16 protein-coding genes and 1 pseudogene are annotated in these 15,898 nt (G+C 46.3%); 4 read left to right on the top strand and 13 right to left on the bottom strand.

Translation table 11 applies throughout. The annotated features are described in order from the left end of the window. Positions 1–35 precede the first annotated feature (35 nt). Genes EKN56_RS01810 through tamA form a run of 3 tightly spaced genes read right to left on the bottom strand, consistent with a single transcriptional unit; the run spans position 36 to position 5,835 of the window. Complete coding sequence (locus EKN56_RS01810; RefSeq protein ID WP_130590243.1) at positions 36–383, bottom strand: gamma-glutamylcyclotransferase family protein; 348 nt, start codon at positions 381–383, stop codon at positions 36–38. Between the two features lie 2 nt (positions 384–385). Next, positions 386–4,132: an autotransporter assembly complex protein TamB gene (gene tamB / locus EKN56_RS01805; RefSeq protein WP_130590242.1), complete on the bottom strand. Its 3,747-nt coding sequence runs from the start codon at positions 4,130–4,132 to the stop codon at positions 386–388. A 2-nt stretch (positions 4,133–4,134) separates the two neighbouring features. Then, positions 4,135–5,835, bottom strand: coding sequence for an autotransporter assembly complex protein TamA (gene tamA, locus EKN56_RS01800; protein ID WP_130593559.1), 1,701 nt, complete (start codon positions 5,833–5,835; stop codon positions 4,135–4,137). A gap of 219 nt (positions 5,836–6,054) precedes the next feature. Here tamA and msrA point away from each other — a divergent pair, with 219 nt between their 5' ends. Together msrA and EKN56_RS01790 are read left to right on the top strand one after the other, a co-directional pair. Beyond that, complete coding sequence (gene msrA / locus EKN56_RS01795; RefSeq protein ID WP_130590241.1) at positions 6,055–6,693, top strand: peptide-methionine (S)-S-oxide reductase MsrA; 639 nt, start codon at positions 6,055–6,057, stop codon at positions 6,691–6,693. 145 nt (positions 6,694–6,838) lie between these two features. Further along, complete coding sequence (locus tag EKN56_RS01790) at positions 6,839–8,176, top strand: hemolysin family protein (protein WP_130590240.1); 1,338 nt, start codon at positions 6,839–6,841, stop codon at positions 8,174–8,176. A gap of 82 nt (positions 8,177–8,258) precedes the next feature. Here the strand turns inward: EKN56_RS01790 and EKN56_RS01785 are convergent, their stop codons facing one another. Then, positions 8,259–8,465 carry a DUF1107 domain-containing protein gene (locus EKN56_RS01785; RefSeq protein WP_130590239.1) on the bottom strand — a complete coding sequence of 69 codons (207 nt, stop codon included), beginning with the start codon at positions 8,463–8,465 and terminating at the stop codon, positions 8,259–8,261. A gap of 247 nt (positions 8,466–8,712) precedes the next feature. After that, entirely contained in the window at positions 8,713–9,489 is a 777-nt protein-coding gene (gene cysQ / locus EKN56_RS01780; RefSeq protein WP_130590238.1) for a 3'(2'),5'-bisphosphate nucleotidase CysQ, read from the bottom strand. A gap of 200 nt (positions 9,490–9,689) precedes the next feature. On the opposite strand from cysQ, the gene ytfE reads away from it, so the two are divergent. Further along, positions 9,690–10,355 (top strand): iron-sulfur cluster repair protein YtfE, encoded by a 666-nt coding sequence (gene ytfE, locus EKN56_RS01775; protein ID WP_130590237.1) that lies wholly within the window; start codon positions 9,690–9,692, stop codon positions 10,353–10,355. A gap of 71 nt (positions 10,356–10,426) precedes the next feature. On the opposite strand, the gene fklB is transcribed toward ytfE, so the two are convergent. Continuing rightward, positions 10,427–11,047: an FKBP-type peptidyl-prolyl cis-trans isomerase gene (fklB, locus tag EKN56_RS01770; protein ID WP_130590236.1), complete on the bottom strand. Its 621-nt coding sequence runs from the start codon at positions 11,045–11,047 to the stop codon at positions 10,427–10,429. Positions 11,048–11,158: 111 nt separating this feature from the next. Beyond that, the gene (locus EKN56_RS01765) at positions 11,159–12,373 is read right to left on the bottom strand and encodes an MFS transporter (protein ID WP_130590235.1); all 1,215 of its coding nucleotides are present in this window, start codon (positions 12,371–12,373) and stop codon (positions 11,159–11,161) included. Positions 12,374–12,689: 316 nt separating this feature from the next. Here EKN56_RS01765 and EKN56_RS01760 point away from each other — a divergent pair, with 316 nt between their 5' ends. Continuing rightward, positions 12,690–13,355, top strand: coding sequence for an OapA family protein (locus EKN56_RS01760; protein WP_130590234.1), 666 nt, complete (start codon positions 12,690–12,692; stop codon positions 13,353–13,355). On the opposite strand, the pseudogene EKN56_RS01755 reads toward EKN56_RS01760, so the two are convergent. From EKN56_RS01755 to EKN56_RS01730, 6 genes and pseudogenes are all read right to left on the bottom strand, one after another. Further along, positions 13,315–13,704 (bottom strand): annotated as a pseudogene (locus EKN56_RS01755) (DUF488 domain-containing protein). The gene EKN56_RS01760 and the pseudogene EKN56_RS01755 overlap by 41 nt on opposite strands. 159 nt (positions 13,705–13,863) lie before the next feature. Further along, positions 13,864–14,316: a 50S ribosomal protein L9 gene (gene rplI, locus EKN56_RS01750; protein WP_130590233.1), complete on the bottom strand. Its 453-nt coding sequence runs from the start codon at positions 14,314–14,316 to the stop codon at positions 13,864–13,866. A 36-nt stretch (positions 14,317–14,352) separates the two neighbouring features. Next, positions 14,353–14,580 carry a 30S ribosomal protein S18 gene (rpsR, locus tag EKN56_RS01745; protein ID WP_000135199.1) on the bottom strand — a complete coding sequence of 76 codons (228 nt, stop codon included), beginning with the start codon at positions 14,578–14,580 and terminating at the stop codon, positions 14,353–14,355. 4 nt (positions 14,581–14,584) lie between these two features. Then, positions 14,585–14,905, bottom strand: coding sequence for a primosomal replication protein N (gene priB / locus EKN56_RS01740; protein WP_130590232.1), 321 nt, complete (start codon positions 14,903–14,905; stop codon positions 14,585–14,587). Between the two features lie 6 nt (positions 14,906–14,911). Next, complete coding sequence (gene rpsF, locus EKN56_RS01735) at positions 14,912–15,313, bottom strand: 30S ribosomal protein S6 (protein WP_108901257.1); 402 nt, start codon at positions 15,311–15,313, stop codon at positions 14,912–14,914. 182 nt (positions 15,314–15,495) lie between these two features. Then, entirely contained in the window at positions 15,496–15,897 is a 402-nt protein-coding gene (locus EKN56_RS01730) for a RidA family protein (RefSeq protein ID WP_130590231.1), read from the bottom strand. Position 15,898: the final 1 nt, after the last annotated feature.

The raw sequence follows: 15,898 nt of genomic DNA, 5'->3' as shown, positions 1-15,898 counted from the left end.
ATATACCTTAGTAATGAATATTACCCAACATGATTTTACTCATCATGTTTACGGTGAACCCAGTCACCGCTATCAATACGCGTTAACCCTTCAACAGAATGTAAATACAGATACATCCATGCACTTCCATAAGGCGTTTGTACCAGCTCTCGCTTGTAGTCCCGCGTATCGTTTTTCAGTTCATCAAGCTCAGCCAGAATGGATGAATCAATGCGATAAACTTCGCAGTCGATCTCTCCCTCTCCTTTAATCACGGCAGGGTAGTGCCCTAAATCATACAGCTCATAGCCAGCAATGCGATATTCACCAAGCCACTGGGCGTTTGTCATCCAGTGACTATTACCCTGACCCCGTCGTAAACTACCATAAACAATAATTCGCATAATCAAAACTCAAACTGATAGAGCAAATCCAACGCCTGATCGAGACCAGACACCGCTTCAAGATACAATTTTGGCATCAGTCGATAGCGTAAAGTTAATGTTGCCAGTGAGTCAAAGATCCCTACACCATATTTTACCTGTAAGCCCGGCATAATATAGCCACTCACCACAACAGAAGAACTATCGCCAACACCCTGCGTATCCAGTGATAAATTTTTAACACCAAAAGCTTCGCCGATCTGTCCAACCAGCTTACCGCTCTTGGCAACGCCTATTCCAATCAGCATTGAGGTCATCATATCACTGTCACCACCACCGCTGTCCAGCCCCTGCCCTCTGAGCAGGTAAGATAGCGCTTGTTCCTGTGACATTGCCGGATCCGAGAAAATCTCTACTTTCGGTTCACTGGCAAGCCCGGTGACGCGAACCCCGGCGGTAACATCATTTTCTGTCGCATCCGGATTTCGTATGGCCTCCAGATTCAGCATTGGCTGATCGGCAGCTCCGGCAAACAAAATTTGGCCTTTACGAATCACTAAATCCTGTCCATAAGCGCGGAAAGAGCCATCCGGAATATTAACCTGACCGTTTAAGCCCAATCCTTTTTTATCCTGAGCGACTTTTAAATCACCCTGTAAACGCGCTTTTAAACCAAATGCGTTAATCGAGACGTTATTGCCGATATGAATAACTAAATTACTGTTAATCGGTATTGATGCTGTCTTGGTTTCAATCGGTTTTAGCTGGTTGTCCAACATCACTTCATCAGAAGAAATACCCGTGGCACTTTCAGGGATCTCCTCTACCGTGATTCTGGCCCAGGGTACGCCAACAGAACCATTTAACGTCAACAATTGAGGTGTTGCCTCAAAAACAATATCAGGAGAAACATCCAGCATCACTGTTGGTGGCATAGAAATGCGAATCCGGTCGCCTTTTGCCGTAATTGAAGCTCTCCACGCATCAATTTGACGCCAGTCTGCGTTCCCCCCAAGATTCAATGAACCTTTCTCGGTCTGAATAAGTCCGGTTAATTCAGAACTGGTACCATTGAAGTTCAGGGCAATACGGCCATCTTTCACCGTCAAAGGAACCATCTGGGTATTCAATTTCAATTGATCAAGTACCAGAGGGCCAGAAATTCTTGGATTTTGTGCATTACCAGACAGGCTTAAATTAGCATTCAGCACGCCGTCAGCTTTTTCACTGCTCAGCAATACTGGCTTCAATAATGCGAGAGAAAAGGCATCAATTTTTACATTACCGGATAAGCCTCGGCTGTTCTGCGGGTCATTCACCTGAAGATTACCGCTGAAACTTCCGTTATTGGCTATTTTCATCAGCCAGTTAAGCTGGGCACGATTACCCGTCAGGTTAGCGTCCAGCTTCATATCATCCAGCACCACAGGCAGCGGACGACCATTAACAATTTGAGTTACTGCTACGCCATCCCCTTTCAGCACTACTTTTGCCTGAGGTAATCCACCATTGGCTTTCCAACTAATATCCGCATTGCCGCTAAATACGCCTTTAGCTTTGGTGTCTCTATCCAGCAATGGAGCCAGCATGGCTAAGTCAAAACGGCTAAGTACAATGGAAGCCTGACCGCTCGGGCCTGCTTCAATAGTTTTTGGCACACAAAGCTCTGCGTTCGGGTTACGCCAACAGTGAGAACCAATGCTGATGGTTTGCTGTGTGTTACGATAGTCCAGCGCAACATCTTGTGAAGTTTTCCATTCGCCAACAGGGGTGTCAAATCGGGTATTACTCAGTGCACCTTTCCATCGCTCGCTGGCCCGGTCAAAACTACCGGATAATGCCAACTGCCCGGACACCGGTTTACCGTTAATATTCAGCTTAAGGTGATGTTTGCTTTCATTACCTTCAGCATCAAGACTCAGTTGGCTAACATTTAGGTCGCCCTGCTTCAAACCGCTTATTGCCAGCGCCAGAACCCCTTTGACCTGTGATTCAGAGGTGATATCGCTGTTCAGGGTCACTTTGGCAATCTGCATATCCTGCCAGCCTAAACCACTTGCCGTTACGTCAGCTAACAGTTGAGGCGCTTTAGCATTTCCTCTGAGTTTCACTGTGCCTTTAGCAACACCGCTGAGTCCCGGCAGCATTCCCGTCAGTTTAGGTGCATTAATATCGGCATCCAGCACCCATTTATTAGCCAGATCCCCTTTAACCTCTACCGTATTAGGGCCCAGAGCCAGATTAATACCCGGAATCACCCACTGTCCGGCATCGTTGCCTTTTAGCGATCCGGTCGCACTCAGGCGATTTTGTTTCACCTGACCATTCAGATTAAGTTCCGGAACATCTATCTGCCAGCTTCCGCCATTCAGGCTGCCTTTGGTACTTACTTTCCCATTGAGGCTTACAGGCCATTCGGGCCATTGTTTTGCAGTATTGATACCATCAATCGTTAACAGTGAACGCCAACTAATGGCATTACTCCAGTCAACGACACCATTCATCTCTGCTTTGCCCTGTAAGGCATTTAAACGCAAACGAGATAAATTGAACTGTTGAATATTGCCTTTACCATCAACCTGCACATTGGCTGGAGGAATCTCTGTTCCTTCAACCGCTGAACGTAAAGATAAGGCGTAGTCGGTCGCTTTTCCGGTCAGGCGCAGACGAGTATCATTAACTTTATAATCAGCTTTCCCTGTCAGTGGCCAGCGAACCTGCTTACTTTCCAACGTTAGAGCAAGCGGTAATCCTGCAGTAGCCAGCTCAGTTTCTGCTTTTAGCTGAGCACCAATCGGTCCAGAAGCATTAAGATCGACAGTTAACTGGCCAGTAATTTCACCACCCGCCACCAACTTAACCTTCTCTCCCTTCAGAGAAGGGTCATTAACAGTAGCATTAAGCGTAAGATTCACCGGCCAGTTATTATTCATAGTGACTTCACCAGTCAGAGCGGCAATCCCTTCTGGCGCATTTACTTTTAATGACTGAATCTGGACATGAGACGCTTTGCTGGCGGCCTGTAACTCCAGACGATCTATCTGGATTGGCGTACTTCCTGCCAATCGAAGATCCTCACCAATCAAATCTGGCAGATTGAAATCCATTGGCAAAGGCACTTCCGGCAATGATGCCAACAGAGGTTCGGCAAACAGCTGTTTCAGCATCTCACCGGTAGTTTGCTGTGGGCCAGTCGGTGCGGGTTCTGGCTCCGATGACTCAGGTAACACCACCAATAATTGACGAATAGTGGTTGGCTGGATGGACACTTCACGCTGCTGCCAGTTAGCGGCGGTACGGAACTCATTCAGACTAATAGCGATATCATCAACGGTAACATTGACGTTATTTAAACGAAGTAGGTTAAGTGCAATCGGGTAAGGGGTTTGAATATCGGTAACCGGTTCACTTTCCGGCTCATCAATCACATCGGATGATGGGATCTGACTGGTATTAACCTTAACATCAACGTCGGTCGCGGTAATGGCATTAACGCAAATCTTCTTGTTAGTGATGCAGCCCCAATTTATCGACAGATGAAACTCACCAACACCAACCTCAATACCGGGCATAGCATAGTTAACTTTTGATAGCGTTAAATCACGCCATCCACCATCAACTTTGCCAATCTGTAATCCGGATACCAGACGCGGTGCCTGATTAAGCACAAAATGCAATCCACTCTGGGTTCCCAGCAACCAGGCCAGTGCACCACACAACAGCACAATCAACAATAACAGAGCAATCAGAACTCGTTTAACCCACTTCATCCTCATAGCTCTGGCCCCAAACCGATATATATCTGCATACCATGCTTATCGCTATCCCCAATAGGAGCGGCGATATCCAACTTAATTGGCCCTATCGGCGACGCCCAGCGAACACCAACACCTGCCCCTTTCTTAAAGGTATAATCATCTAATTTATTAACGGCGTCGCCACCATCAGCAAAGGCAGCTCCCCACCAGTTACCCGTGACGTTATATTGATACTCCAGCGATCCGGTTGCCAGCTTGGAGGCTCCGGTTAATTTGCCATCATCATCTTTTGGAGAGAGCGATTTGTACTTATAACCCCGAATACTGCGATCGCCACCGGCGAAGAAACGTAATGAAGGAGGAACTTTGCTGAAATCACCTGTTTCTATCCAGCCCAGATTACCTCTGGCGATAAAGCGATGCTTATCCCCTAACGAACGGATCCAAACGTTTTGCGCCTGAACCACGGCAAAATTCACATCTGAGCCCCAGCTGGTTTCCGATACGTCTAATGAATAACGCTGGCTATCGCCCCACATGGGCATCAAACCTCCGCGCTGACGAGTTCGGTTAATGCTAACGCCGGGGTAGAGCAACATGGTGGTATTGGTAACAGAACCTTGGGTAAAGTTATCCAGACTCCAGCGCAGGTTTACCGCTCGCTGCCAACCGCTGGTGCTGTCCCAATATCGGGCGACGTTAAACATTCCAGAGCTGGATTTAGTATCATTTTGGTCTTCATGTTTGTAACCAGATTGCAGCAGGTAATACTCTTCTAACGGACTTTTCTGCAATGGGATCTTATAGCTGAAATCAACGCTTTGCTCCGGAGCTGACAGGCTAATGCCGGTCTCCAGACTGTGGCCACGATCGTTAATCCACGGTTTCTTCCAGTTGGCTTTAACTCGAGGGCCAATATCCGTGGAATAACCGCCACCAAGCTCAATAATATTTTGAGTTCTTGGAGAAAGAACGCCTTCCAGCGGCAATAACTTATCACCATAAACGCCGTCAAAATTAGGAGATACCACCACACTGTTAAACCAGTTGGTTGAGGAAAGACGGCGGTTCAGTTCTGAAAGCTGGGCAGAGGTGTAATATTCACCCTCTTTAAACGGAATCAGATTCTGCAGGTAGTCATCGCGAATCTGTGAATCAATAAAGGTGACCTTACCAAAGCGATAACGATCGCCACTGTTAAAATCGATATCCCAGAATGCCTGGTGGAGATCGGCGGCAACACCTAACTGGCTTCGCTCAATGCTGGCATCAAAGAAACCGCGACGAATAGCCAGTCCGGTAAGAGAGCCCTTAAAACCATCATAAGTACCATGGTCAAGAATGGTTCCTTTGGCCGGAATATCCTTTTTCAGCAGGTCTATATAGAATTCATCATCTTTTGCCTGCCCGGTAATAACTACATTAGTCTGCTCAATACGTACTGGCTCACCTGGCGTTACCGTAGCAGTCAGTGCGGGTTTTAGTGCCAGACCAGACTGAACAACATCAAACTTAATTTCAGGATCGTAATAGCCTTTAGCCCGTAGCCCTTTACGGATAGTTTCTTCTACCTGACGGGTAAAGCGAGGATTATCAGATATTTCTTCTTCAGGAATCGTTGAAAGTAACGCCTCAACGTTTGCCTCCAGATCACCACTTAATCCTTTTACCTCCAGACTCAGTCCCGCCGTTTTTGCCGATGAGACAACCAGCATAAAGGGCAACAACAGGTAAAATACTTTGTATCGTGATTGAGGCACTACAACTCCTAAAATATTCTATCTGATTTACTACAATGATTAACAACGTAGTAAGAGTTTAGATCAGGTATGCTTTATCTCATACCCTGTTAATTACTTGTATATTGTCGGTAAAGATTGATTCAGATACAACCGGCTTAACCCTATCTTGACAAAAACATCCGGAGATAATTTATGTTACCCGTTAATATATTGGAATTCACCTCACCGGAAAACGCCCTTCCAGGCAGAGATACTCCGATGAAAGTTGCTGCTGAGCATTTGGTGTCACACACATCAATGACTGAGACGCCCCAAAATATGTCAGAGGCAATTTTCGCAATGGGTTGTTTTTGGGGGGTGGAACGTCTGTTTTGGCAACAGGTTGGTGTATATAGCACCGCCGCAGGATATAGTGGAGGCATAACGCCTAATCCCACCTATCGCGAAGTTTGCAGCGGGCAAACAGGACATGCCGAAGTAGTAAAAATCGTTTTTGATCCATCGATTATCAGCTATACCGACTTACTCAAACTGTTTTGGGAAAATCACGACCCGGCACAGGGAATGCGGCAGGGAAATGATATCGGCACTCAATACCGCTCGGCTATCTATGCAACCACTCCTGAGCAGTTGCAGCAGGCACTGGATAGTGAAACAGCGTTTACTAAAGCCATGAGTGATGCCAAAGATACACGACATATCACCACGGAAATTACCCTGGCGAAGCCTTTCTATTTCGCTGAGGATGAGCATCAACAGTATCTGGCGAAGCATCCTAATGGCTATTGTAATCTGGGGGGTATTGGCGTTTGCCTGCCGCCAGAAAGCTAAAGGCATATGACAAGCGTTAACCAACTGTTATACTAATTGATGATAACGGACTAAAGCCCGTCGGTCCTCATAGTCCGTTACCCTTTTTTGCTCATTCTGAGTACTCAACGTTAAACTCTATTTCCGATATAACTGCGGATAAAATATGTTAAACAGTCTATTACTGATTATTTTGTTGATCGCGATAAGTGCGTTCTTCTCTTTTGCCGAGATCTCTCTCGCTGCCTCACGAAAAATGAGGCTGAAAATGCTGGTGGATGAAGGCAATGTTAATGCTGCGCGGGTACTGGAACTACAGGCAACCCCTGGGGTTTTCTTTACCGTGGTACAAATTGGCATTAATGCCGTGGCCATTTTGGGCGGTATTGTGGGTGATTCGATTTTCTCACCTTATGTTGCCGCGTTCCTCAGCCGTTTTATGGAGCCTGAGCTTTCAGAACAACTTGGATTCATTGTTTCATTTTCTATTGTTACCAGCTTATTTATTCTGTTTGCTGACCTGACACCAAAACGCATTGGCATGACATCTCCGGAGGCAGTCGCAATCCGGATTATCAATCCAATGCGTTTCTGTATTGCCCTGTTCCGTCCGCTGGTTTGGTTCTTTAACGGTATGGCGACTCTGATTTGCCGCCTGTTTAAAGTTCCGATGATCCGTAACGATAATATTACTTCTGACGATGTGTATGCCGTATTCGAAGCTGGTGCGCTGGCCGGTGTATTACGCAAGCAAGAACATGAACTGATTGAGAACGTGTTCGAACTGGAATCCAGAACGGTTCCCTCTTCTATGACCGCCCGTGAACACGTAGTCTATTTTGAACTGGATGAGCAAGAGTCAGAAATTAAAGACAAAATCGCCAATTATCCTCACTCAAAGTTTTTGGTGTGTAATGGTTCTATCGACCAAATCATTGGCTATGTTGATTCTAAAGATTTACTGATTCGGGTCTTGAGCAATCAGAGTCTGACCTTAAAAGGCGGAGTCCAGATTCATACGCCGCTGATCGTTCCGGATACCTTAACGCTGTCAGAAACGCTGGAAAGTTTTAAAGTTGCCGGTGAAGACTTCGCGGTTATCCTTAATGAATATGCGCTGGTGGTTGGCATTATCACGTTAAAAGATGTGATGACTACATTAATGGGTGACCTGATTGGCCCCGGCCAGGAAGAACAGATCGTGGCGCGTGACGAAAGCTCATGGCTGGTTGATGGCGTAACGCCTATTGATGATGTGATGCGCGCATTATCTATCGACGAATTTCCACAGTCAGAAAATTATGAAACCATCGGTGGCTTTATGATGTATATGCTGCGTAAGATTCCAAAGCGTACCGATTCAGTAAAATTCTCGGGCTATAAATTCGAAGTGGTTGATATCGACAGCTACAAAATCGATCAGCTATTAGTGACTCGCCTGCAGGACAACCCGGCGGTACTACCAGAAGAGAATAAAGAAAAATCACCAAAAGAAACTGAATAAAAATTCATTATTCAGAAAACAAGATGGCCATCGTTAAGGATGGCCATTAAAGTTAACATAAGATGTGAATAATCACTCAATATCAGGCAAATTCAGCGCGTAACTCCTGAACTTCCCGGTTTACTTCTGCCATAACATTGAAGTGAATTTTATCACATACTTTTGGAAGCAGAATTTTCCCCATATCAAACTCAAATGCACCAATACCCTTGATGTAGAGCCTGCCACGGAAGAGAGTCTTCACGTATAGCGCAACCCGTTGTGGATTGTAGCTAGGGAAGATTTTCATTTCATGTCCTCCATAATTATTAAGACGTAACGTCACTATAGCCCGGTCACCCGAACAACTTATTAGTGACGCTAGCTATGTCTCTTAGTTAACACTACTATTCTTTATACTCATAGCCTCTTTAACGTTATTTACATAACATGCTGAAATGTCAGGAAAGCGATGAGTACCAATAACTATAGGAAAAAAAATGAATTTTCACGAATTAAAAACTACATATTGTGAAGTATATAAAATTTAACACTCACTAACTTAATTTATTCCGAGGGTTAGCTGATACATAAAATCCGGGATTAAGAAATGTGTGAGCTGGCGCATAGTTAAGCGGAATATTCTGCCAATTATTCACTTGTAGCCCTGTCGCACGAACAATGGCATGACCCGCCGCGGTATCCCAAATACAGGTTGGCCCGAAGCGCGGATAGATTTGAGCCCTTCCTTCTGCAACCAGACAGAACTTCAGTGAAGACCCCACCGCAGTGGTTTCATAATCACCCAAAGATGCCAGAAATTGTTCCAGCTGCTCATCACGATGTGAGCGGCTACAAACTACTTTTGGTGGATATGCCAGTGTAGGAGTAATGACCTGTCGATTACCTTCAACCTCTTTCCAGGCGAGCGCTTCTTCTGCGGCATAAAGCACATCCGGCACCGGAGCGTACACCACGCCCATCACCGGAATGCCCTGTTCAATCAAAGCAATATTGACAGTAAATTCGCCATTCCGGTTTAAGAACTCTTTGGTGCCGTCCAGCGGATCAACTAACCAGTATCGCTGCCAGTGGCGACGCTCTTCCCATTCCTGAGGAGACTCTTCAGAAAGCACCGGGATATCCGGCGTTAGCAGGGTTAAACCATCAACAATAACCCGGTGGGCTGCAAGATCGGCGGCAGTTACCGGTGAGCTGTCGGCTTTAAGATGGGCTTCCAGCGGCTGGTACCCTTGATAAACCTGTAAAATAGCCTCACCAGCCTGACGAGACAAAAGGCAAATCGCTTCTAACCTGTCTGATACCTGCAACATATATCCCCTTTTTCACCACCATCGGAATCATTCAGATTAGCAATTTTATACATAATAACCAGTTTTTCAGTTAATTAACTCACCATCCCCCCTTTATCAATAAACTGAAATAAAACACTCATTGCATTCCTTAAAGATGTATTTAAAATACACTTTAATACAGATATCAACTCTGACATCAAAATACATGGGGAACTATTATGGAATACGCCAGCCAATCATTAGGGGCTTTAGCCGTTGCTATTCCCGGAGCAACAAAGTTATTTCGTCAATACGATCTCGACTTTTGCTGTGGTGGAAAACAGACGCTACAGCGCGCCGCAGATAAAAAAATGTTAAATGTTGCAGAATTATCTCAGCAGCTTGACCTGCTAGCCAGCAAGCCTTCAGAAGCTAAAGACTGGTCCCAATCACCTTACTCAGAAATGATCTCGCATATTCTGCAACGCTATCATCAACGTCACAGAGAGCAGCTACCAGAATTGATTTTACTGGCCCAAAAAGTTGAACGCGTGCATGCCGCTAAGCTAACCTGTCCTCATGGTCTGGCGGAAAGACTGACCATTATTTATCAGGATTTAGAGCAGCATATGATGAAAGAAGAGCGAATTCTGTTTCCAATGATCCAGCAGGGAATGGGGACTCAGGCAGGCGGCCCCATCAACGTCATGGAGATGGAACATGACCAGGCGGGTCAGGATGTCGAAAAAATTAAGCAGATAACCAATAACCTAACGCCTCCGGCCGAAGCGTGTAATACCTGGAGAGCACTGTATAGCTCAACAGAAGAGTTTATTACTGACCTGATGGAACATATTCATCTGGAAAATAATATTCTTTTCCCTCGAGCTTTAGCCCACAAGTAGGCGCATAAACAAATCAGCCAGAGCAACATAAGCTCTGGCTGATATCGTTTCTGAATGCTATTTCTCAATAATTAGAGAATATCCAGCAATTCCACTTCAAACACCAGTGTGCTGAATGGCGGAATAGAAGCCCCGGCACCACGTTCACCATAAGCCAGATGCTGAGGAATAGTTAACTTCCACTTGGAACCTACTGGCATTAACGTTAACGCCTCAATCCAACCAGGAATTACACCGCTGACAGGGAATTCAGCTGGCTCACCACGCTTAACTGAGCTATCAAATACACTACCGTCAATCAGGCTACCGGTATAATGAACGCGTACACGATCCTGACGGGAAGGAATAGAACCTTCACCCTGAGTCAGAACTTCGAACTGCAAACCCGACTCAGTGCTGTTCACTTCGCTACGCTTAGCATTCTCTTCTAAGTAATGTACGCCTTCCTCGGCCATTTTTTCCTGCTTCTCACGACGAACTTTATCGGCACGCTCATGAATTTCACGCAATGCGCGATGAACAACGTCTACTGGCACAGAAGGATGGTTGCCATGCAAAGCATCCGTTAAACCGGCTAACAGCGCTTCTGGCACCAGCCCTTCTAAACCGGACTCCTGGAGCTGTTGCCCAACCTGCAAACCAATACCGTAACTGGCCTGTGATTCTACGCTGTCAAAAGATGGCTTTGTCATTATGTTTCCTCAGAAAATAGCCTTAAAAAATAGATCTGGAAAGATAAACAGAGGCGAAGCATACCACAGGAAATCCGGCAGAATAAACGACAACGACAAGCATCGCCTGAATTATGCCTGTACCTCTTCCTGCTGCACCGTTTCTTGCGCTATTTTCCCTTTGGTCATCCACCAGATAACAATTCCCATCAGACTCAATACCGCTCCGGTAATACAAACGCCGCGCCACTGGGCGTATTGATACGCCATGGCAGAAATCAGCGAGCCCGCAGCTCCACCAATAAAATAGCTGGTCATATAGCCTGCTGTTAGTCGGCTTCTTGCCTCCGGCATCATACGGTACATCACCGATTGGTTAGTGACATGAACGCCCTGTACCGCTAAATCCAGTACAATAATGCCAAGCAGTAAAGCCCAGATAGAAACCTCGCCAAAGGCAATCGGAATCCAGGAAAGAAACAGCAGCACTAAGCCAATACTGGTGGTCTGGCTGGCTTTACCTTTATCCACCAACTGCCCGGCACCACTGGCCGCCAGTGCGCCCGCTGCCCCCACCAAACCAAACAACCCAATCACGGCTTCGGAATAATTATAAGGCGGTGATGCCAGTAGAAATGCCATTGAGGTCCAGAGCACGCTGAAATTAGCAAAAGAGAGCGCCCCCAGAAAAGCTCGGGTACGCAGTATGGTATTACGGGAGAATAGCGAAATAATCGATATCAATAATTGCGGATAATTAAGACCGCTACTTTGCTTATAACGAGGAAGAGCGAACCATAAAATAATGGCTACCAATATTAAAAGTACTGTTGCAACCCAATAAACGGTGCGCCAGCCACCAACGGCAGCCAGTAAACCGGCCGCTGTCCGAGCCAGCAAAATACCCAACAGCAAGCCACTCATCACAATACCGACAACTTTTCCCCGTTTAGCGGGTTCTGCCAGCGTAGCGGCAAAAGGAACCAACAGTTGGGCCACTACCGAGAACAATCCGGTTAACGCGGTACCAATAATCACACCCAGCACCGTTGATGACGTCGCTGTGATCAACATACCCGCCGCAGAAAGCAGCGTCATTAATACAATAAGCCTGCGCCGTTCAAACATATCGCCTAACGGAACAATAAACATCAGCCCTGCGGCATAGCCCAACTGGGCCGCAGTAACAATGAATCCCGCCTGGCTTACCGATAAACCAAAGGCTTTAGCGATAGTTTCCAGCAAAGGCTGCGCGTAATAGTTGCTGGCGACGACCAGTCCGGTTGCCAGGGCCATAATAATAATTAACGTTGGCGTCAGGACTTTGTTTTCAATTTTCTGATTCATTATTTAGATTCTTAAAATGGTACTTGCAGGCATTACTGCTAAGAAAGGAACAATCGCACCGTAAAGTATACTGGGTATGAAGCACTACGCCATTAAAAGCCACCAACTGTTTTTAAAAAACGGCATAACCTGCTTATGGAGAAAACCCTAAAAATCAATCATGATGAATAAATAGCGATGAATAATCTCACCACAGATAAGGCCTATCTGTTTATATTATTTACCTAATCTATTTTATTCGGTCTATTATGGTTAAAATCACACAACTACCAGACAGGCGGTTTATGTCTGACGAAGTTCCAGATGAGGTGTTGTGATGCAGGTAAATAAAGTCAAACAGCGATCGGAAGGCGGTCACAATCCGCTCAAGATCCTATTATCTAAATTATGGCACTTGCCTGACAGTTTTAGCTGGATGGAACCACTCCCTTATGCCCATCGCCGCGGTGTGATACTCGCCACCCTATTAATTCTTTGTGCTTTCTTATGGCCCAGTGATAAAGGGGAAACCACCACCAGCAGCAATACCTCCGTTGAGCTATCGGCGCCGGAGGCGAGCACTACGCAGCCAAATGCTCCACCGCCTGAGCCATCTCAGGCCTTAAATACACCAACACCCATTCAGCCACCTCCTCTGGCTTCCAGCCAGCAAACTACCGAAACGCCAACTTCCACCCCGAAGCCTCAATCTCCTGCTATACCTGAGCAACCCACTAACCATGAGTGGAAAGAGTTTACTATCCAGAAAGGACATACGCTGACTCAGCTGTTTCGGGAAAATCGTTTTATTGTGAGTGATGCATTCTTACTGGCTCAGGTTGAAGGTTCGGGAAAACCGGTTAACGCCTTAAAGATTGGTCAAAAAATCCGGGTTCAACTAACGCAGGATAAGCAAGTTATGGCGCTGGAAGTCGAACTGTCTGCCAATAAATCAGCCCTGTTCACTCGCCAGAGCGATGGACGTTTTCGCCGGGAACGTTAAGCTGTTGCAACAAAAAATCTCGCAGCACTACCCCCTGATTATGTTCCATATCCTTACTGCCAAAGAGCAAAGTAATACGTTTATTCTGTTACAGTAACTGCAACAGCGGCATCCAACTCTGTCCCTGATTGAGTTCTGTCAGATAGTCGTGACAAAAATCATCCCAGCGCGTTGGGTCTGCGTGAAATCGTTGACGCAGTTCAGTACTTGGAGCAACATTCTTTAGCCAGATAACACCAGACAGGCATTCTTTAGTTACCCCTCTGGGCCATAAGCGATCGATAAGAAAACTATTTTCTGCAATGGGAGGGCTAATCTCATATACCCTCGCCAGATGAATATTGGCCATCAGATCCTCCGTCATTTCAATCTCAGTATCACTGCCTTCTGGCATAGCCCGGAGCTAATATCACACCGATGAAATAAAAAAGAAAGGGAACGCGCCGAAAACTGAAAAGCAAAACGCCGGCAAAAGCCGGCGTTTTAAACATGGTAAGAAAACTAAATATTAGTCTTCAGCAACCACGATAACGTTCAGTTTAGCAAATACTTCGCTGTGAACCTGGAAGCTAACTTCGAACTCACCCAGATTGCGTAAAACGCCTTCTGGCAGACGAACTTCGCTCTTGGCCACTTCAACGCCAGCTGCAGTTACTGCATCAGCGATGTCACGAGTACCGATAGAACCGAACAGTTTACCTTCGTCACCCGCTTTAGAAGCGATAGTCACGCTGCCCAGACCAGAGATCTTAGCGGCACGAGCTTCTGCAGCTGCCAGAGTTTCAGCCAGTTTGGCTTCTAACTCAGCACGACGAGCTTCGAAAAACTCAACGTTTTTCTTGGTTGCCGGAACCGCTTTACCTTGCGGTACCAGATAGTTACGAGCATAGCCCGATTTAACATTAACTTGATCACCCAGGCTGCCCAGGTTAGCTACTTTATCAAGCAGAATAACTTGCATTACCGTATCCTCTTTAAGTTCGTGGATCGTTGCCGATTACTGATGACGATCAGTATACGGTAACAAAGACAGGTAACGTGCGCGCTTAATAGCACGTGCCAGCTGACGCTGGTACTTAGCACGGGTACCGGTGATACGGCTCGGGACAATCTTCCCGCTCTCGGTGATATAATTTTTCAGCGTTGCGATATCTTTATAGTCGATCTCTTGAACGCCTTCCGCGGTGAAACGGCAGAACTTGCGACGACGGAAATAACGTGCCATATGGCTAGTCTCCAGAATCTATCAATTCAATCTGCTCGGCATGTAACACTAATTTATTGAGTCCGTTGCGGCCTTGATGGCTGCTGACAAAACCGGATACTCTCAGGTTACTGCCGACCGTTATACTGTGAGTTAACGCTTGAGACTGCTGTCCACTGACAACCACGGGCATTCTGCACCATGCTTGTCGGTTAAACCCGGCTTCCTGCTGTTGTGAGCGGTGCTCTAGCACAAACTGACAATGCGGAACCCCAGATGGACTTACTTTACGGATGGGGGTCTTGGTTACTATACCAGACAACACCAACCGATTTGCAGTCTGCATCGGCAATTACTCTTCAGAATCCTCAGCATCATCTGAGTCATCATCCATTAGCTCTTCAGCAAAATCTTCACGACGCTCGCGACGTTCGTCTTTTGCTTTAACCATTGGAGAGGCTTCAGTTACGGCATGCTTAGTACGCATTACCATGCTACGGATAACGGCATCGTTGAAGCGGAAGTTAGTTTCCAGCTCATCGATCGCTTCCTGCGGTGCTTCAACGTTCAGCAGAACGTAGTGAGCTTTATGCAGTTTGTTAATTGGGTAAGCCAGTTGACGACGACCCCAATCTTCTAAACGGTGAATTTCACCACCTGCAGTTTTGATCGCACCGGTGTAACGTTCGATCATACCTGGAACTTGTTCGCTTTGGTCGGGATGGACCATAAAGACGATTTCGTAATGACGCATCAATTGCTCCTTACGGATTATTCAGCCTCCTGTCAGGGTCAGCCGTGGCCCATGGAAGCAAGGAACGTGTTTATGTGTACGGCTGAAAAAATGACGCTGAATTGTACGTTTATGGCGGGGGAACTTCAAGGAGATTCAGCATCTGATTAGTAATAAACTGAATCTCTTGAAGTTAAACTGGTTCAAGCCTGTGCAATAGCCTCGATTTCAAGGGCAGAACCGAAATGCAGGCAAGAAACTCCGGCAACAATTCTGGCGGGGCGATGGTCGCCAATCCATTCGGCATACAGGCGATTAAATGCCGGCCACATTTCCATATCAACAATAAAAATGCGCACCTGAACCAGCTTGCTTTTATTACTGCCGGAGGCTTTCAGACTGGCTTCAATATTAAACAAGACTTGCTTTACCTGTTGTTCAAATGGTCGGTCTGCCAGAGCCAGGCCCTGAGCATCAACAGGTAACTGTCCTGAAAGATAGACCATGCCATTGCAGATACAGGCGTGAGAGTAGTGGCCGCCGGGTTTCGATAATTCAGGGCTGTTCACATTCACGATCTTGTTCTCGCTATCAGAAACGTTCATA

The sequence above is a fragment of the Limnobaculum zhutongyuii genome (assembly GCF_004295645.1).
Classification (GTDB): domain Bacteria; phylum Pseudomonadota; class Gammaproteobacteria; order Enterobacterales; family Enterobacteriaceae; genus Limnobaculum; species Limnobaculum zhutongyuii.
Note: the sequence above shows the minus strand (reverse complement) of the source record. Positions and strands in the feature narration are given on the sequence as shown.